The following is a 20,085-nucleotide window of genomic DNA, read 5'->3' as shown; positions in this document are numbered from 1 at the left end:
AAAAGAAAAAGGTGTTGGAACTTTGAGAACCAACACTTTTTTGTATAATAACTTTTAATATTAATTATATTAAAAATAATCAATTTCCCTGTTTAATTGTTAACTCTAAATAATCAAGAAGAATATTAATAAAATCAGAACCTTTAATTCTATTTAATCCACCTTGACTGCAAGAAATCTCATCATATTTTTCCACATAATCCTTTCTGATACTTCTTCCATTTATCATAATAGGAACAGGATCACCACTATGTTCTTTTCTTTCACAAGGTGTTGAGTGGTCAGCAGCAAGAGCAATGATTGTATCATTTAATTTCTCCTTTTTAATTAGTTCAAGAACAATTTTGAGCATTTGATCATACTTTTCTATAGCTTCAACTTTTCCTTTAGGATTATTGTCATGCCCCATTAAATCTGTGGCTTTGTAATGAAGAACAACAAGGTCATTCTTTTTTAAAGCTTCTACCGCATATTTAGCTTTTTTTTCAATATCTGTGTCAATATTTCCTGTAAAACTGCTGTTAGTTACAGTATCAAAACCAGCTAATCTTGCAGCACCTAAAACTGTATCTTCAGCAGCAATACAGCTGGCTTTAAATTTTAATTTTTCTGTTATTTTTTCTATTTTAGGCATTTTTCCTGCTCCTCTTGTGATAATACAATTGGCAGGAAATTCTCCCTTTTTAATTCTTTCTATATTTAAGGGATGGTTTTTTAAAATTTCGTGAGATTTTTCTATGACTTTATTCAATATATCAGCAGTAAAAAGAGCTTCTTTAGTTTCATCTTTTCCTGTGGAAGTTTTTATTTTAAGACCTTCTTTTTTAGGATCAGTATCTGAAACAGCAGCAGATAAATTATTGCCTCTAAAAACCATAACAGCTCTATGCTCAGTAGCTTCTTTAAAAAGTATTGTAATTCCATCAATCTGTATTCCATTTAATGCATCTGCTAGTTTTTTTGTACCTTCTCTGATTCTTCCAGCTCTACGATCAATTATCTGCATATTCTCATTAACTGTTGCAAAATTACATCTAAAAGCAATATCACCTTCTATTAACTCCACCCCTTTTCCAAAAGCCTCAATAGGTCCTCTTCCTGGATAATCCTCAATACTATATCCAAATAAGATAAGATGTCCAAGGTCTGTACCAACAGGTATTCCTGCTTTGTACAAATCCATAATTCCTGTTGTTCCATTTTTAGCTAATATATCTAAGGTTTCAGTTTTTGCATATTCCAAAGGAGTTTTATTTTCGAGTATCTCACAAGGTCTGTCTCCTAATCCATCTGCAATAGCTAAAAGTACTTTTCTTTTCATAGTTGATCTCCTTATAAAACAAATTTTATCCAAGTGAAGTAAATTAGTGAGAGTGAACATGAACCAATAAAACAAGAAATTAATCCATAAATTAGTTCATCTTTAACATCGAAATATCCAGTACCAAAATACAAAGTATTAACTTTTGAATGTGGAGGTAGTGTGATTGTATATGCTATTCCAAAAGAACAAACAAGAGCTAGAGAAACAGGATCTATTCCAAGTTGTTTTGATAATGTTATAATTGCTGGAATTAAAATAGTTGTTCTTACTGTTTTACTTGTAAAAATAAGGTGACTGAATACTGTTATAAAAATTAAAGTAATTGCTACTAAAGATGGAGCCATTTTATCCAATCCAATAATATTTATTATTTTATCAATAGCCCAGGTAGCTCCTCCAGTATTATCAACAGCATTTCCTACAGCATATGCACCAGCAGAGAATACCATCAAATCCCATTTAATGTTAGCTTGTTTCCATGTTATGACTCCAATTCCTGGTAGTAAACAAAGGAGCATACTTAAAACAGCAGTTTGTTCAGTACTGATTTTAAATCCAAACCATGCCTTCTGATAATCTCCTGTTGCCCATAAAATTAATGTTAACAGAAATATGAATAGAGCTTTCTTTTCTTTAGATGACATAGGTCCAAGTTCTTCCAGTTGTTTTTTTAATGAAAGTGTTGCATTGCTCATCACATCACCAAGTTCGTTTTTATGGCTGTATAATTTAAGTCCCACAACAAAGGCAATTATAGTAGTAAGAAGAGCTTGAGGTAAGGAACCTAACAGCCAGTCCATATACCCTACACTTGCTCCAGTCTGCTCATTTATGAATCCAAGGGCTAATACCTGTGCTGAAGTTGCTGTCATTACTACTGATGTAGCAAAAGCATTATTTTGTACACCTTGTAGCATTATTAATTTTCCAAAGTTACTTTTTCCAGGAACAGCTTTATATACTTCAAGTATGACTAAAATTATTGGAGCAATTAATGAAGCTCTTGCAGTTGTAGATGGAACAAAGAATGCCAGTATATAGTTTATAAAAACAAAAACTATTAATGTTTGAGTAGGAGTTTTTGAAAACTTAGTTGTAAGTACAAGTGCAATTCTTTTTCCGAGATTTGAAGCACTCATAGCTGAAGTCAATACAAATGCAGCTACCATCAGCCATATGATGCTGTATCCTAGAGTTTCAAAAGCTTGTCCCTGTTTTTTTACAGCTCCGATAAGTGGAAGCAGTAGAATAATAATAATTGAAGTTTGATAAATAGGGATTGGTTTAGCAATCCACATTATTAAAGCAAAAGTAAATAGAGCTAAGCTTTTTTGAGCTTCTATTGACATTCCTTGAGGCAGAGGTATAAATAGTATTATAAAGAATGTAATAACTGCCCCTATGGTGCTGAGTATGGGTATTAAATTTTTCTTTTGAGTGTCTGACATTTTAAATTTTCCTCCCTTTTGTTTTATATTTACTATAAATCGATTTTAGTAATTTTTGTATATAATAAGTTACTGTTGAATCTATTATAAACATTTTAGTTCATTAATACAATCGAATTATCTTTACATTTTAATAACTTTTTGTTATCATTTGTATGGGAGGAGATTTTTATGGATATAGATAAAATAGAATCATTTGTAACTTTAGCAGAAATAAAGCACTTTGCAAAGGCATCAGAAGTACTCTATATTTCACAGCCAGCTTTAAGTAAAAGAATTCAGGCTTTAGAAGATGAACTTAATGTACCTCTTTTTAATCGTATTGGGAAGAAAATATTTCTTACTGTTCAGGGAGAATATTTTAAAAAATATGCAGAGGAAATGCTGGCTTCTTATTATAATGCCAGAGAATATATAAAACAAATTGAAAATCTAGAACATGGAACTTTAAATTTTGGGGCAACAAACTTTATTGGAGTGTATTTAATGCCAGAATTTATTTCAAAATTTTACAATAAATATCCAAAAATAGAAATAAACATGGTGATTAATTCTTCTAAAAATATATTAAATATGCTTCACAAAAATCAGCTGGAATTTATTTTTCTTTCAGATTATATTGTAGAGGATGATAATTATTATGTTATTAATAAATATATTGATGATAATTTAAAATTAATAGTTGGGAATAAGCATAGACTGTTTGGGCAGAAATCTTGTTCTTTATTTGATATTGCAGATGATTTATATATAACAAAAGAACCTACATCTTCTCAATCTAGATTTTTGGATAAAATATTTAAAAAGTATAATTTTAATTTTAATAATAAATTATTTATTAGTCATCAGGAGGCTATTAAAGAATCTGTGATCAATAATATTGGAATATCAATTCTTTCTGTAAATTCTGTAAGAAGAGAGTTGGAAAGTGGATTAGTAAGAGCTCTTGATTTTGATGAAGAGAATATTCAAAGAGAGATACAATATGTTCATATAAAAAATAAATTTTTGACTCCTGCTGCAAATGAATTTATAAAATTAATATCTGAATAAAAGATGTGAAAACAAAAATATTGATATGAAAAAAGAGATTGATATAAATTAGTGATTTATGAACTAATTTATACAGCCTCTTTTTTTTTAACTATGACATACTGATGTCAGAATTTGAATGTTATACTTAAGTAGTAATAGAGCTATTGGAGAAAAAACTTACTATATAATAAAAATATGCTTACTTATTATTTTGAGTCAATATTAGTATGAACACAGCTTAAAAAGGAGGATATATATTTTCAATAGATAAAGAGAGAATAAAAAACTAGCCTGTTTATATAACTTTAAGTATTGAAGTTATTTTATCAAATTAAAAAAAGATTAAGGAGTTTTTATGATTATACAAATTTTTAAAATATTATTAGAACGAAAAAGTTTCTTTTTAGATTTACTCTGGCAACATATTTATATTTCCTTTACAGCAGTAATAGCTGCTGCTGTAATAGGACTTGGAATAGGTATTTTTATTGAGAGATTTCGCTATACTTCAAAGATTGTTTTATCAGTTGTAAATTTCCTGTACACCATTCCATCTATTGCTCTGCTTGGTTTTCTTATTCCTTTTTCAGGGATAGGAAACAAGACAGCAATTACAGCTCTTATTATATATGCAATGCTTCCAATGGTACGAAATACATATATAGGTCTGGCAAATGTTTCACCAGCTATATTAGAAGCATCAAAAGGAATGGGAAGTACAACATGGCAAACTCTTTTTAGAATAAAGTTTCCTTTGGCATTTCCAGTTATTTTTTCAGGTTTTCGAAGTATGGTTACTATGACAATTGCATTGGCAGGAATAGCTTCTTTTATAGGAGCAGGGGGACTGGGAGTAGCAATTTATCGTGGAATTACAACAAATAACCCTAATATGACTCTGGCAGGAAGTCTGCTTATTGCTTTTCTGGCAATTTTCTTTGATACAATTCTTAATTTTGGGGAAAAATTATTACTAAAAAGAAATAAAGGGAAATCTCTTCGCAGTATTATTATAGGTATAATTGGTGTAACAGTATTGATTAAACTTAGTATTTCTATATTTTTTACACCTGTTTCCAATATAATTCACATAGCTACAAAACCTATGACAGAACAATATATTTTGGGAGAGATGCTTAAAGAATTGATAGAGCATGATACAGATTTAGCTGTAAAACTTACATCTGGAGTTGGAGGAGGTACTACTAACATTCAGCTAGGAATGGAAGCTGGAGAATTTGATTTGTATCCAGAATATACAGGAACTGGATGGAATCAAGTGTTGAAGGAAAAAGGAATATATACAGAAAAACTTTTTGAAGAGATGAATAGAAAGTATAAGGAAGATTTTAAGATGATCTGGCATGGAATGTATGGATTTAATAATACTTATGGTCTGGCAGTTAATAAAAAAACAGCAGATAAATATAATTTAAAAACTTATTCAGATTTAGCAAAAGTATCTGACAAATTAATTTTTGGAGCAGAGTATGATTTTTTTGAACGTGAAGATGGATATGATGCTTTGTCTAAAGCTTATCACATGAGATTTTCTTCTACAATGGATATGGATATTGGGTTGAAATACCAGGCAATGAAAGATGGAAAAATTGATATTATGAATATATTTACAACAGATGGACAGTTGGCTGGAGCCGATATTATTGTACTTGAAGATGATCTTTCTTTTTATCCTTCGTATAAGGCTGGAAATATTGTAAGAATAGAAGTGCTGGAAGCACATCCAGAATTGAGGAATGTCTTATTAAAATTTGAAAATACCATAACTGACAAAGATATGGCAGAGATGAATTATCAGGTTGAAAGTATGAAGCAGGAGCCTAGTGATGTAGCACATAAATTTTTAGTTGAGAAAGGATATGTGGAGGAATAGAAGATGAAGGATAAAATTATATTTAAAAATATTTCTAAAAGTTATGGGGATAAGATAATTCTTAAAAATATAAATTTGAAAATAGAAGAGGGAGAATTTATTACAATTTTAGGTCCTTCAGGATGTGGAAAAACTACTCTCTTAAAACTCGTAAACAGACTTCTTAATTTTGATGAAGGGAGTATATTGATAGATGGAAAAGATATTTTGAAAAGCAATCCAGTTAATTTACGACGTAATATAGGTTATGCTATTCAAGGAAGTATCCTTTTTCCTCATATGACTGTAGAAGAGAATATTTCATATGTTCCCTCTCTTCTCAATGGAAATGATAAAAAAAGAACAAAGATGGCAGTTTATAAATGGCTGAAAATTGTAGGATTGAATAAGAGTCTTCTAGAACATTATCCAGATGAAATTTCAGGAGGACAGCAGCAGAGAGTAGGTATTGCAAGAGCTCTAGCAGCTTCACCAGATATTCTTCTTATGGACGAACCTTTCAGTGCAGTAGATGAAATTACTCGTAAAAATTTACAGAATGAGATAATCAGAATACAAAGAGAAACAGGAATCACAATATTATTCGTGACACATGATGTGGAGGAAGCTATAAGGTTGGGAACAAAAGTATTGATTTTAAATGAGGGAACCATAGAGCAGTTTGATGTTCCAGAAAAAATATTAAAAAATCCTGCAAGTGAATTTATAAAGAAATTAATAAAATATCATAAGTAGAAGAGGTAAATTTTATGAAGGATATGATAAAGTTTAAATTAGATGCAGAAAAATATATTGAATATGAAACTTGTATAAGAATTTGTCCATAAGAATTATTTTCATTGAATAAAAATAGGAAAGTATATATTAAAGCACCCTCTATCTTAGAGTATAGATGGAGGGTGTTTGCTTTGATTTTAAAATAGATATATCCATGCCAGCATAGCCATGAAGATAATGATACCTGTCCATAAGAATACCATAACACAATATCCCATAATGTCTCTGACTCCAAGTTTTGCTATACCTAGACCAGGAAGAGCCCAGAATGGCTGAATCATATTTGTCCATGTGTCTCCCCAGCACAATGACATAGTAGTCAATGCAGGATTAACTCCTAAAGCGTGTCCTGCTGGAAATAATACTGGAGCCTGTACTGCCCATTGTCCTCCTGCTGATGGAACAAACATATTAACTATTGCTGCACTTCCAAAAGATAACATTGGAAATGTATTAGCAGTAGATAAAGCTACCATTTTTTCTGAAATAAGTCCAGCTATTGAAATTCCAGATTGATTTAATCCAGTCATCATTCCCATAATTCCAGCATAGAAGGGAAACTGTAATATAATTCCAGCTGAATTTCTTGCAGCACTTCCAACAGCCTGAATATAATTAATAGGCGTCTTATGAAGTAAAATTCCAAAGATTAAAAGAATAAAATTCATTATATCAATATTGAGACTTTTACCAAGTATAAAGAAATGATTTATTACAAAAGTCATTCCTGCTATAAATATCAATATAGGAATGATTTTACTATATTCAAGACGCTGAGCTACAGTAGGTTTCTCAGGTCTTTCCATAATTATTGTTTCTTCTTTTAATAAATTTACATCAATACTTTTTGTATTTTTTTCATTTGGATGCATAGCTGCATTTAACAATGGAAGAGTTATTAACATTATTAAAAGTGCTATTAAAGTAGTAATATGATAACTTGTAGCACCTAATGGGATAAGATTTTTAACTGTTCCTCCAGTTATTTTGACAAGTTCATCCACATTGCTGGCTGCTTTCAATGTGATTGAACTAGTTAAAACAGATAGCATGAAAGTAGAATATGCTGAGGCAATCAAAAGAGGATAGTCCACTTTTTTAACTGTTTTTGCTACTTCTTTAGCTAAGATAGCACCTATTACTAATCCAAATCCCCATTGAATCAATGTAGCTATTGCTGCTGCAAAAGTAACAAATGCTACTGCTTGTTTTGGAGTTTTTGGAATTAAAGCTAATCTTTTTACTAATTTATGAAATATAGGAGCAGTAGCTAAACAATTTCCAAATATTATTACAAGTACCATTTGCATAGAGAAACCTAAAAACCCCCAAAATCCATTTCCCCAATGCATAACCATTTGATAAGGTGTTTCCCCATTTGTAAATACTCCTAATAGAAATACTATTGCAGACAGTATCAGTGCAAAAATAAAAGGATCAGGTAAAAATGCCTGTACCATAGCAGTACAGAAATTTGTTAATTTTTTAATCATATCTTACCTCCAAAATATTTTTTGTTTTAGTTAAATTTATAATTTATTTATTTTTTAAAAAGAATTTCTCTTGCCTCTTCTGGTGTTGCTATATCTTTTCCTAATAACTGAATTATCTCTTTTATTTTTTTTACACCTTCTGCATTTGATTTTGCTAATTTTCCTTTTTCTATGTATAAATTATCTTCTAATCCTACTCTTGCATTTCCTCCAAGAATGACAGCTGTTGTTACTATATCAAATTGATCTTTACCAGCTGCTGCACATGACCACACAAAATCTTCTCCTAGTTGCTTTCTGGCTGTGTTATATAGAAATAAAAGATTATCTACTGTAGCAGGAAGTCCTCCCATTATTCCTAAAACAAATTGAAGATAGACAGGCCCTTTTAGCAATCCTTTTTTCATAAAATAAGCAATATTATTAATCATTCCTACTTCATAGACTTCAAATTCAGGTTTTGTACCATTCTCATCCATAACTTTTATATAGTCTTCTATTCCTTGAAAAGTATTTACAAATGGAAGATTATAAGTATTTTTAACAAAAGGAATTTCCCAGTCATATTTTGGATCTTTTATTTTATCTGCAATAGGAGAAAAACAAAAATTTACAGATCCAGCATTACATGAAGCAAGTTCTGCTTTACATGAAGGAACTGCTGCTAATCTCTCTTCAGAAGACATTCCAATAGCTCCCCCAGTAGTTATACCAATTACAACATTACATTTTTTTCTTATTTCATCTACAATACTTTTCATTATTTCAGGATCCCCTGTAGGTTCTCCATTTTCTTTCTTTCTGGCATGGATATGTACTACTGCTGCACCAGCCTCATAAGCAGCTACTGCATCATCCACTATTTGCTGTGGTGTAACAGGAAGATATTCAGACATACTCGGAATATGTACTGCTCCAGTTATTGCTGCTGTAATGATTACTTTATTCATATTCACTCCCCCTTTAATTTAATAATTCTTACTTGCTTTAAGCTGAATTATCAATCGTCTAAAAAAATCTTTTTTTATTTTTTCTTTTGTATCTTTTGGATATTTAAAAAACCCCTCATCTGTTTTTAGTCCTAATTTTCCATTGTTGACTTTTTGCTTTAATAAATCACTAGCTTTTTTAGAGCCATTCAATTCCTTAAAAAGATTATCCTCAACTGTACACCAGATATCTAAACCTCCTAAATCTGCTGATTCTAAAATTCCTGTTGTTGCACCTCTAAATCCTGGACCATATTTTAAAGTTTTCTCAATATCTTCTGGTGAAACAGCATCTATTTCAATAAGATAAAATACTTCTCTTGCCAAAGCATGAAGCATTCTGTTGGCTATCATACCTGAAATATCTTTTTTTACAGTTATTGGCTGTTTTTCAATATTGAGATATAGACTATAAACATCTGAAAATATTTCTTCTGGCATATTTCCAAAATATGAAAGTTCTATTATAGGCATAAGATGAGCTGGATTGTACCAATGACATATCATTATACGTTTTTTTCTTTCTGCAGAAATATGTTCCATGAGTTTTGATAGAGATAAACTTGATGTATTACTAGTAATAATTGTATGTTGAGGACAAATTTTATCTAACTTATTAAATAATTCCTGTTTTAATTCTAAAACTTCAGGAATAGCTTCTATAACATAGTCAGCATTTTTTATAGCTTCTTCAAGGTTGGAGAAAATTTTTATATTGGAAAGAGTTGGATAAATTTTATCTTTTTCAATATAATTTTCTTCTGCCATAAATTCTAATTCAATTTTGATTTCTTCTATCACATTTTCATGATTTTTTCTATTTCTATCATATATGCTCACTTTATAATTGTACATAGCAAATGCTCCTGCTATTCCATGTCCCATTGTTCCAGCGCCAATTACACTTATATTTTTAATCATGATATCCCTCCACTTATTTTTACCAATATTATACTATAATTTATTTATAGTAAGGGTATTTTATATTTTAGGTATATGATAATAAATATAGGCTGATTTATTATTAAGCATTTTTTATGCCAATCAAAATAAGCCTTTATTTCATAAGAAACTATTTTTTATAAATAAAAAAAGTCCTATTTCTAGGACAATTTGTTGTTATTATTGACATGTGTTAATAGTCTATATCAAATTTTTTTAGTTTTGAATACAACAGACTTCTGTTTATATTTAATATTGCAGCTGCTTTTGTTTTATTATTTTTTGATTTTTCTAAAGCTGCAATTATTGCATTTTTTTCACTGTCATCTTTAATATTTTTAAGTGAACTATTATTTTTTTTATCATTTTCAAAATTATTTTTTTTATCTAAAAAAAATTGGCAATCTTTCAATTCGATTTTATCTCCTTTGCATAAAAAAGCAGCTCTTTCTATTGTATGTTTTAATTCTCTTACATTTCCAGGCCAATTATAGTTTTTGAAGAGTTCCAATACCTGAGATGAAACTTCTTTAATTTCAAAATATTCCTCTTCATTGAATTTATTTATAAAATATTTACATAAAATGGGAATATCTTTTGTATGATATCTTAAAGGTGGAATATTTAACTCAACTACATTTATTCTGTAATATAGGTCTTCTCTGAATTTTTTTTCTTTTACCATATTTTCTAAATTACAATTAGTGCAACATATTATTCTTATATTTAATTTTATTGTTTCTAATCCTCCAACTCTTTCTATTTCTTTTTCCTGTAAAACACGGAGCAGTTTAGCCTGAAGAGAAAGAGGCATCTCTCCTATTTCATCTAATAAAATAGTTCCATTGTTAGCTAACTCAAATTTACCTATTTTTCCACCTTTTCTGGCTCCAGAAAAGGCACCTTCTTCATAACCAAAGAGTTCAGCTTCTAATAAATCTTTTGGAATAGATGCACAGTTTATTTTTATATAATTATTCAAATTTCTATTACTTAAATATTGAATAGCATCAGCAAAAACTTCTTTTCCTACCCCTGTTTCTCCAGTTATAAGTATAGGGAAATTAGATTTTGCATACTCTTCTATTGAGTTTTTTAATATTTTGATTTCAGGAGATATTCCTATTATTTTTGATAATGGATTTGAGGTTTGCTGATAGTGTTCCAGCTTTTTTTTGATTTTTCTATTTTCTTCTTTAACTTTTGTTATTTCTTTTTCTAAAGCTTTTACTTCTGATATATTATTTAGAGTAGTCATAGCAACAGCTCCAATAACTTTCTTTTCATATATAATGGGATATCTGTTACACACTAATGTCACTTCTTTATTGTGTTCATGATCAAAAAAAGTCATTACTGAACCTATCTCAGGAATCCCAGTTTTTAAAATATTTAACATTCTTGTGTTAGGGATAATTTTGTCCACTCTTTTTCCAATTGCATCTTCTTGATTAATTCCTAAAAGTCTGGCATAAACTCTATTTATATATGTTACTTCTCCAATTGCATTTACTACTATAAAGTTAGAAAAGGCTTCAAGGCTTTCTTTCAGTAGAATATTATTGTCTATCATTCATTTTACCCCCTAATACTTTTCATTTAAAAAACAGACATTTATAGAATATTCTATAATTTTTTTTGATAAAAGTATAGTAAAAATATTCTTCAATATAATAATTGAATAAATATAAAATTTTTTTATTTTACAGAAAAAACTTTTTTATAAGTGAAATAAATTCCCTAGCATATGCAGTTAAATAGAAATTTTTTCTATAGGCAATGCAAATATCTACAAAAAATTCAGGAGATCCAACTTCAAAAAATTTAATGGGTTTGGAATAAGAAAAAAATCTTGCATAGCTTGCCATAGTAAAGGCAACACCATATTTTTCAGCAGCAAGCTGAGATGCAGTTTCCATATTTTTAATAATAAAAATTTTTTCAGGAATAACCCTAGAAAATAATAAAGCTTTATTAGTAAAAGCTCTTGTAGCTTGTTCAGCTGCTTGTAATATAAATCTGTTATTTTTTACATGATTTAAATCTAACCATGGATATTCATGCCCCTTTATTTTAGTACTATACTGGCAAGCAGGATTATCAGGAGATATAGCAAGAAGCAGTTTATCTTTATAGACAGAAATGACATTTACCTTATCAACTGCTGTTACTTTATTTGTAAAAATAATATCTAACTCTCCATCTAACAACATTGCTTCCATTTTTTCACTTTTAGTTTCAATAAAGATTACTTCTATATTTGGATATTTTTTTTCAAATTCAACAAGTAATTTTGGAATAAAAAATCTAGTACGGCGAAGATGTATTCCAACTCTTATTTTACCAATATATCCAGTAATTAAATCTGTAAGTTCCCCCAAAAACTGATTTTGGATTATAAGAAGTTCCTTAGCTCTTTTTACATATAGTTCTCCTGCTGGAGTGAGAATCATTTTTTTCCCAACATATTGAAATAATTTTATTCCCATTCTTTCCTCTAAACGTTTTATGAAAATACTAAGAGTAGGTTGAGAAACATACAAAGCTTCAGCAGCTCTTGTAATATTTCCATACTTAGCTAAAACTGTAACATATTCTTGTTCTCTTAAGTCCATAATCTCTTACCCCCTAATCAAGTATAGCTTAAAGCTATAATAAATAAAACATCTTTAAATTAGACTAATAATTATAATTGTATTATAATAAGTTTAAATTTAAAAATCAATGTAAAATTATGCAAGGTTTTAAGACAAAAAAACAGGAAAGAGGAGAGTTTAAATGGAAAAAGGAAAAGAAAAAATAAGAAAACAATTTAAAATGCCCCATACTTTTGTAATTATTTTTGTTATTATAGTGGCAGCAGTAATTTTAACTTGGATTATTCCAGGGGGACAATATACAAGATATGCTAATGAACAAGGAATAAAAGTAATAGATCCATCAAAGTTTAATTATATTAAAAATACACCTGTAAATCCCATAAAAATTCCTATGTATATAGTAGAAGCTTTTATTAAGAATATTGATCTTTTATTAGTAATTTTATTTTCAGGAGGAGCATTTCATATGCTGACTAAAAGTGAAGCTCTTCAAACTGTAATAGCAAAACTAGCAAAAAGATTTTCCAGTCATATAGGGATATTTATACCTATTTTGACTTTAGTATTTGGATTGATATGTACAACTCAAGGAGTAAATATGTTTATTGCTTTTGCTCCTGTAATGGTAATGATGTCATTGGCCTTGGGATTAGATTCTATTTGTGGAGTAGCTATAATTTTGCTGGGAGGAGCTATTGGCTTTTCTACAGGAACTCTCAATGTCAATACAACAATAGTCAGCCAGAAAATAGCAGATTTACCTTTATATTCAGGGATAGGATATCGTTCTATATGTTTTGTAGTATATTTTATAGTGACAAATATATATTTAGTAAGATATGCAAAGAAGATAAGAAAGAATCCAGAGCTTTCACCTATGTATGATATGGATTCAAAAAATGAACTTAAAGAAACTACTAATTTAGAAGAATTTGGAGAAATGAATGGACAAAAATGGGCTATAATTTTGTGCTTGATAGTAGCTTTAGGAGCAATAGTTTATGGCTGTATCATGCTTAAATGGGGATTAAAAGAACAATCTTGTATTTTTCTTACTTTGGGGATAGCAGTAGGAATAATAGCAGGATTTGATGCCAATACTATTTGTAAAGAATTTTTAAATGGATGCAAAATAATGCTTGGAGCAGCATTTATAATTGGACTTGCAAGAAGTATAGGAGCTATAATGGCAGATGGACAAATTATTGATACTGTTGTACATTTTCTTGCTAAGATATTAAATTTGGTTCCTTTCTATCTACAGGGAACAGGAATGCTTATTGCTAATACTATAATCAATGTATTTATAACTTCAGGTTCAGGACAGGCATCAGTAGTTATGCCAATAATGATTCCACTAGCTGATTTAATAGGAATGACAAGACAAACAACAATTTTAGCATTTAATTTTGGAGATGGATTCTGTAATTATATTCTTCCAACTTCAACTGCATTGATGGGAATAATAGGAGCAGCTAATATTCCTTATGATCGTTGGATGAAATTTATGTGGAAGTGTTTTATACTGTGGATAGTAGTAGGAGCAGTTTTACTTTTCATAGCACAAATTATAAAATTAGGACCAATGTAAAAAAGAGGAGAAAAAATGAAAGAAAATTTATTTAAAGAAATAGAAAAAGAAAGAAAGAAGTTAATAGAAATGTCAGATTTTATCTTTGATAATCCAGAGTGTGATGGAAATGAGATAAAAGCAGTAGAAATGTTGACAGATTATTTAGAAAAAAATGGATTTCAGGTAGAAAGAGGAATAGCAGATCTCCCTACAGCATTTAGAGCAGTATATAAAAAAGGAAATGAAGGAGCAAGAATAGGAATACTTTGTGAATATGATGCATTGCAGGGGATGGGGCATGGATGTGGACATCACATGCAGGGGCCGTCTTGTATAGGAGCAGCATTAGCATTAAAAAATACCATTAAAGATAAGGATTTTTCAATTATAGTTTATGGAACTCCTGGAGAAGAAACTTTTGGAGGAAAACTTAATATGCTGAAAGCAGGATACTTTCAAGATATAGATGTAGCTTTGATGATGCATGGAGCTCCTGATACTTGTACAGATATAAAATGTCTGGCTCTGTCATCTTTTATTGTAACTTATCATGGAAAGAGAGCTCATGCTGCTTTGATGCCTGAAAATGGAAGAAGTGCTTTTGATGCTCTGCTTCTTTCTTTTCAAGGAATAGAATTTATGAGGGAACATGTAAGAGATGATGTACGTATGCACTATACCATTAAAGAACTTCCTGGACCAGAAAATGTAGTTCCAGTAAAAGCAGTAGGTAAATTTTCACTTCGTTCTTTTTCAAGAGAATATCTTGACAGTGTTGTAGAGCGTTTCAAAGATGTAATCAGAGGAGCAGCTATCATGAGCGGAGTAGAATATGAACTGGCAGAAGGAAAATCTCTTGATAATAAAATACCTGTACTGTCATTAAATGACCTCTTTATTAAAAATGCTGAGATTATAGGAATTCCAGGAATTACAAAACCTAGAGAAAAAACTGGGTCAACTGATTTTGGGAATGTTATGCATGAAATACCAGGAAGCTGTATAAGAGTAAAGTTTGTTCCTACAGGTACATCTTCACATTCACAGGAATATATAAATGCTGGAAAATCTGAAGATGCCCATAATTGCGTAATATATGGAGCAAAAGCTATTGCAGGAACAGCCTATGACATAATCAGTGATAAAAAAATCTTGCAGAAAATAAAAGAAGAGTATATAACTAATAGAAAGATATATAAATAAAGTTGAAAATGAGAGGAGGGGTATGGTAATTTCTATAATTATCATATAAAAAATATGGAAAATTTAAAGAAAAAATTAAAAAAAGAAACTCTATTTGGAACATTTGTCCCTTTTGCATTGGGAGATGTTGCTGACTATACTTCAAGACTTGGATTTGATTTTATTATTATTGATAATGAACATGGGATTATGAATCAGGAGACAATTTTTGATATGATAAGAGCAGCTCAATGCCAGAGAACTCCAGCAATTGTAAGATGTACAAACAGTACACCAGACATGATTCACAAGGTATTAGATATGGGAGCAGAGGGAATACTTGTTCCTGTTATAAATACAGCTGAAGATGCCAGAGAGGTAATAAAATCAGCACTTTATCCACCAGAGGGAGAAAGGGGAATAGCTTATTTTACAAGAGCTGCATCATATGGAATGATAGATGACAAGGCTGGATTTTTGAAAAAAGCAAATGAAGAAGTTTTTATAAGTATTCAGCTGGAAACAGGAGCTGCTATAGAAAATCATGATGAAATATTAGAGGTAGAAGGAATAGATATGTTTTTTATAGGTCCAAATGATCTGGCTGCATCTTTAGGTCTTCCAAATCCACATCCAGAAATGACAAAAATCATAAAAGAGACTATTCAGAAAATTACAGCTAAAGAAAAAACTGTTGGAATATTTGTAACTGATGATGAAACAGCCAAAGAATATATCAAGCTGGGAGCTAAGTTTATCCTTACTTCTATAACTCAATATATGACAAAGGGAGTTAGGGAATATTTAATAAAGGCAAAAAATAACTGATACTTACAAAAGACTTTGGGAAGATAAGTACCAAAGTCTTTTTGCAGAATCTTGCAGTAATAGAATTAAAAAATATGATTTTGAATAAATATAATGAAGAGAGCAGCTAAAATTAGTTCATAAGAGAAGGGGAATTTCAAAATTTAAAAAATTTATCTTAGCTTTATTATATTTTATAAATATAAAATTTTCATTTAAAGGAGGCAGTAAAAATGATAGGAGTTTGTGGTAATGAAAAAGATTCAGATGCTTTAGTTACTGTAAATTTAGATAATGAAGGAATTGAAGTAGTAATAGAGTCAAAAGTAAAAGATATGTTTGGAAAACTTATGGAAAAAGCTGTAAGGGAAATATTAGATGAAATGAAAATAAAAGATGCAAAAGTACTGGTTCAGGACTTTGGAGCATTAGACTTTGTAATTAAGGGAAGAACAAGAACTGCTGTAAGAAGGGCTATGACAGGGGGGATAAAATAATGGAAAAAAGAGCAAGAAGAACTATGTTGTTTTCCCCAGCAAATAATCCTAAAATGCTGGTAACAGCTCATCTCTATGGAGCAGACTGTGTTTTATTTGACTTAGAAGATGCAATTAAATATGCAGATAAAGATGCTGCCAGAGATTTGCTGGCTGAAGCTTTAAGAACAGTGGATTATGGAGATACAGAAATATTTGCAAGAATCAATCCTCTAAGTACAGAATTTGGAAGAGATGATGTGAGGATATTAGTTCCAGCAGGACTTAGAAAAATGAGACTTGCTATGTGTGAAAAGCCTGAACATGTAAAAGAATTAGACGAGTTATTGACTGAAATTGAAAAAGAATATGGAATTGAAAATGGAGTATGTAAGATACAATGTTCTTTGGAAACTCCACTAGCTGTTATGAATGCAGTGAGTATTGCAACAGCATCTCCAAGAGTGACATCTATATCTTTTGGAGCTGAGGATTTTACAAGAACTATGGGAGCAACAAGAACTAAAGAGGGAAAAGAACTTTTTGTAGCAAGAACTATGGTAGTTATGGCAGCTGCTATTGCTGGTGTTGATGCTATAGATACTGTATGGGCTGATTTAGATGATGAGGAAGGATTCAAAGAAGAGGTAAAATCGTCAATGAATTTAGGATTTGCAGGGAAATCTTGTATCCATCCATCACAGATAAAGATAGTTCATAAAATATTTACACCAAATAAAGAAGAACTTGAAAAATCATTGGAAATAGTTAGAGCAGCAGAAGCTGCTGATATTAGTAAAGGCGGAGTAATTACTGTAAATGGAAAAATGGTGGACATTCCAGTAATAGCCAAAGCTGAAAAAATAGTTAGACTGGCTAAAAGTGCAGGAATGATTAAGTAATTAGGAGGAAGAAAGAAAGTGGAGATAAAAAAAATAAAGAATAAAGCTAAAAGAGAGATTCCTGATTATATTGAAGGATATGGAGAAGTAAAACCCTATGCTGGACCTTTTGCTACAGAACCAACAGGAAGAAAATATGCTCCATTAAAAAGTTTTTCTAAACCAGGAGATTCAAAAATATTAAGTTCAATAAAAGAAGTAATAGAAAAATGTGAAATAAAAGATGGAATGACAATTTCTTTTCACCATCATTTAAGAAATGGAGATTATGTACTTAATATGGTAATGGATGAAATTGCCAAGATGGGAATAAAAAATCTTAATTTAGTCTGCTCATCATTGACAAAAGCACATGAACCATTAATTGAACACATCAGAAATGGGGTGGTTACTGGGATAAATACTTCAGGACTGAGGGGAGAGATAGCCAAAGAGATTTCTAAAAATAATATCTTGGGAAGACCTGTGATATTTAGAACTCATGGAGGAAGAGCAAGAGCTATAGAAGCAGGAGAATTAAAAATAGATGTGGCATTTATAGCAGCTCCAGCTTGTGATAGAATGGGAAATATGAATGGTGCAGAAGGGAAATCAGCATTTGGAGCTATGGGATATCCAATGGTAGATGCTCAATATGCAGAAAAAGCAGTGGCAATAACTGATAATTTAATGCCTTTTCCATTAAAGAGAATCAGTATTCCTATGACTCAGATTGATTATATAGTAGTAATTGAATCGATAGGTGATCCAGAACAGATAGCAACTGGAGCAACAAGGATAACTAAGAATCCACAGGAACTTTTAATTGCTGAAAAAGCATCAGAGGTATTGACAGCAACTGGGTATATTAAAAATGGATTTTCATTTCAGGCAGGTTCTGGGGGAGCTTCTCTGGCAGTATGTAAGTATTTGAAAGAATATATGTATGAAAATAATATAAAGGGATCATTTGCAGCTGGAGGAATAACAGCTGCTATGGTTGAGTTCTTAGAAGAGGGATACTTTGAGGTTTTACTGGATACTCAGAGTTTTGACAGTGCAGCAGCAGAATCAATGCTAAAAAATCCAGCTCATATAGAAATGTCAGCTTCTATGTATGCCAATCCACATAATAAGGGCTGCAGTGCTCATCAACTGGATGTAATGATTTTGTCAGCAACAGAAATAGATACAGATTATAATATAAATTCGCTGACTGGGTCAACAGGAATAATAATGGGAGCATTAGGAGGGGCACCAGACACAGCAGCTGGAGCGAAATTAACAGTAGTAGTAGCTCCAACTATGAGAAAAAGAATTCCAATAGTTACAGATAGAGTAACAACTGTAGTGACTCCTGGTGAAACAGTTGATATATTAGTAACAGAAAGAGGAATCTGTGTAAATCCTAAGAGAGGAGAACTGATAGAGATATTGACAGAAGCAGGAATTCAGTTGAAAACTATAGAACAGTTAAAAGAAGAAATTGAAAAACTGACAGGGGTTCCAGAAAAAACTTCACTATCTGAAACAGTGGTAGCTGTTGTAGAATATAGAGATGGAACTGTAATAGATGTAGTAAGACAAGCTAAATAAGAATAAAAGAGGATGCACTTCTGACATCCTCTTTTTTATGTTAGTTTACTTTCTTTTTAGTTTCTTTTTCTGAAGGAGTAATAACGTTTTTAATTTTTTTAAGTTCTTCAGTAAGTGATTCTGTAATTATATAAGTATCTTTATTTCTTGGAAGAGTATACATGGCAGTTTTATTAAATTTAGAACTGTCAATCATAATATATGAAACTTTACCTCTGCTGACAGCAGATTTTTTTATATTATGCTCATATTCGTCAGTAGAAAGAATATCAAAATCAGCATTCATTCCATTAGCACTGGAAAACACCTGATCAAAATGATAAGATTCAATTAATTTATTAGTTTCTTTTCCAACTACAGAACGAGTTTTATCCTTTAAAAAACCACACAACAGAAAAGCACGAATATTTTTTGCATTTAAGGCTTCTGCATGGGGAATACCATTTGTTATTACAGTAATGGAAGTATCTTTTATATAGTTAATCATATAATAAGTAGTAGAACCAGAACCTATAAAAATCAGTTCATTTGGATGGATTAGAGAAGCTGCTATTTTTCCAATTTTCTTTTTTGCTTCAATATTTAAAGACTGTTTTTTACTCATTGATTGCTCAATAATTCCATTATTTTTCTTTATTCCACCATGAAAACGTGAAAGAATACCTTCTTTTTCTAGTGCCGTAAGATCACGTCTTATTGTAGTTGGAGAAACACTTAAAAGAAGTTCTAATTCAGGAAAAGATAGTATCTGCTGTTTTTTCAGTGTATTTATTATTAAGGCTTTTCTTTCGTTAAATCTCATTTTTAAGATTCCCTCCTAACATAATTTATACACTATTATAACATGAATAAATAAATAAATCTATTCATAAAATAATCGAAAATATGAATGAAAATAACCATATAAGAAAGTGGAATTACAATATTTTTAATTTTTATAAATGAAAAATAATAGATATTTAAGTTCAGTATAGTTACATTTTATCAGATAAAATGAAGTTTTTTATTGACAAAAAAGTAAGTTGTGATATAATTATTTTATAATAAAAATGGTTGAAAATAACCAAA

Annotated in this window: 17 protein-coding genes; 9 read left to right on the top strand and 8 right to left on the bottom strand. The window is 30.4% G+C overall.

The features are described 5' to 3' along the window. Positions 1–79: 79 nt before the first annotated feature. Positions 80–1,321: a 2,3-bisphosphoglycerate-independent phosphoglycerate mutase gene (locus E6771_RS02675; RefSeq protein WP_316089515.1), complete on the bottom strand. Its 1,242-nt coding sequence runs from the start codon at positions 1,319–1,321 to the stop codon at positions 80–82. An 11-nt stretch (positions 1,322–1,332) separates the two neighbouring features. After that, positions 1,333–2,772, bottom strand: a complete 1,440-nt coding sequence (locus tag E6771_RS02670) for a DASS family sodium-coupled anion symporter (RefSeq protein ID WP_316089514.1) — start codon at positions 2,770–2,772, stop codon at positions 1,333–1,335. 171 nt (positions 2,773–2,943) lie between these two features. Between E6771_RS02670 and E6771_RS02665 the strand changes: the two genes are divergently transcribed. The 3 genes from E6771_RS02665 to E6771_RS02655 all read left to right on the top strand — a co-directional run bounded on the left by E6771_RS02665 (position 2,944) and on the right by E6771_RS02655 (position 6,436). Continuing rightward, positions 2,944–3,825, top strand: coding sequence for a LysR family transcriptional regulator (locus E6771_RS02665; RefSeq protein ID WP_316089513.1), 882 nt, complete (start codon positions 2,944–2,946; stop codon positions 3,823–3,825). Between the two features lie 337 nt (positions 3,826–4,162). Beyond that, positions 4,163–5,701, top strand: coding sequence for a glycine betaine ABC transporter substrate-binding protein (locus tag E6771_RS02660; RefSeq protein ID WP_316089512.1), 1,539 nt, complete (start codon positions 4,163–4,165; stop codon positions 5,699–5,701). A 3-nt stretch (positions 5,702–5,704) separates the two neighbouring features. Next, on the top strand, positions 5,705–6,436 hold the full coding sequence (locus E6771_RS02655) for an ABC transporter ATP-binding protein (RefSeq protein ID WP_316089511.1): 732 nt from the start codon (positions 5,705–5,707) through the stop codon (positions 6,434–6,436). 179 nt (positions 6,437–6,615) lie between these two features. Here the strand turns inward: E6771_RS02655 and E6771_RS02650 are convergent, their stop codons facing one another. The 5 genes from E6771_RS02650 to E6771_RS02630 form a co-directional block, all read right to left on the bottom strand. Then, positions 6,616–7,971 carry a short-chain fatty acid transporter gene (locus E6771_RS02650; protein WP_316089509.1) on the bottom strand — a complete coding sequence of 452 codons (1,356 nt, stop codon included), beginning with the start codon at positions 7,969–7,971 and terminating at the stop codon, positions 6,616–6,618. Between the two features lie 47 nt (positions 7,972–8,018). Further along, positions 8,019–8,921 (bottom strand): 3-keto-5-aminohexanoate cleavage protein, encoded by a 903-nt coding sequence (locus E6771_RS02645; RefSeq protein WP_316089508.1) that lies wholly within the window; start codon positions 8,919–8,921, stop codon positions 8,019–8,021. Positions 8,922–8,939: 18 nt separating this feature from the next. Beyond that, positions 8,940–9,881, bottom strand: a complete 942-nt coding sequence (locus E6771_RS02640) for a 3-hydroxyacyl-CoA dehydrogenase family protein (RefSeq protein ID WP_316089507.1) — start codon at positions 9,879–9,881, stop codon at positions 8,940–8,942. Between the two features lie 214 nt (positions 9,882–10,095). Continuing rightward, positions 10,096–11,475, bottom strand: coding sequence for a sigma-54 interaction domain-containing protein (locus tag E6771_RS02635; RefSeq protein WP_316089505.1), 1,380 nt, complete (start codon positions 11,473–11,475; stop codon positions 10,096–10,098). Positions 11,476–11,605: 130 nt separating this feature from the next. Continuing rightward, positions 11,606–12,517, bottom strand: coding sequence for a LysR family transcriptional regulator (locus E6771_RS02630; protein WP_316089504.1), 912 nt, complete (start codon positions 12,515–12,517; stop codon positions 11,606–11,608). A gap of 163 nt (positions 12,518–12,680) precedes the next feature. Here E6771_RS02630 and E6771_RS02625 point away from each other — a divergent pair, with 163 nt between their 5' ends. The 6 genes from E6771_RS02625 (at position 12,681) to citF (ending at position 19,017) form a co-directional block, all read left to right on the top strand. Then, on the top strand, positions 12,681–14,093 hold the full coding sequence (locus E6771_RS02625) for a YfcC family protein (RefSeq protein WP_316089503.1): 1,413 nt from the start codon (positions 12,681–12,683) through the stop codon (positions 14,091–14,093). A gap of 15 nt (positions 14,094–14,108) precedes the next feature. Continuing rightward, the gene (locus E6771_RS02620; RefSeq protein WP_316089502.1) at positions 14,109–15,278 is read left to right on the top strand and encodes a M20 family metallopeptidase; all 1,170 of its coding nucleotides are present in this window, start codon (positions 14,109–14,111) and stop codon (positions 15,276–15,278) included. A gap of 54 nt (positions 15,279–15,332) precedes the next feature. Further along, entirely contained in the window at positions 15,333–16,085 is a 753-nt protein-coding gene (locus tag E6771_RS02615) for an HpcH/HpaI aldolase family protein (RefSeq protein ID WP_316089501.1), read from the top strand. A gap of 212 nt (positions 16,086–16,297) precedes the next feature. Next, entirely contained in the window at positions 16,298–16,561 is a 264-nt protein-coding gene (gene citD / locus E6771_RS02610; protein WP_316089500.1) for a citrate lyase acyl carrier protein, read from the top strand. Continuing rightward, positions 16,561–17,442, top strand: coding sequence for an HpcH/HpaI aldolase/citrate lyase family protein (locus tag E6771_RS02605; RefSeq protein WP_316089499.1), 882 nt, complete (start codon positions 16,561–16,563; stop codon positions 17,440–17,442). The genes citD and E6771_RS02605 overlap by 1 nt, the downstream gene beginning before the upstream one ends. A gap of 24 nt (positions 17,443–17,466) precedes the next feature. Next, the gene (gene citF, locus E6771_RS02600; RefSeq protein ID WP_316089586.1) at positions 17,467–19,017 is read left to right on the top strand and encodes a citrate lyase subunit alpha; all 1,551 of its coding nucleotides are present in this window, start codon (positions 17,467–17,469) and stop codon (positions 19,015–19,017) included. A gap of 40 nt (positions 19,018–19,057) precedes the next feature. Here citF and E6771_RS02595 read toward each other — a convergent pair whose 3' ends face one another. Beyond that, the gene (locus tag E6771_RS02595; RefSeq protein ID WP_316089498.1) at positions 19,058–19,819 is read right to left on the bottom strand and encodes a DeoR/GlpR family DNA-binding transcription regulator; all 762 of its coding nucleotides are present in this window, start codon (positions 19,817–19,819) and stop codon (positions 19,058–19,060) included. Between the last annotated feature and the right edge of the window lie 266 nt (positions 19,820–20,085).

It is taken from the genome of Fusobacterium sp. (assembly GCF_032477075.1).
In the GTDB taxonomy this organism is placed as follows: Bacteria; Fusobacteriota; Fusobacteriia; order Fusobacteriales; family Fusobacteriaceae; genus Fusobacterium_A.
The sequence above is the reverse complement of the archived record's forward strand: the minus strand, read 5'-3'. Positions and strand labels throughout refer to the sequence as shown.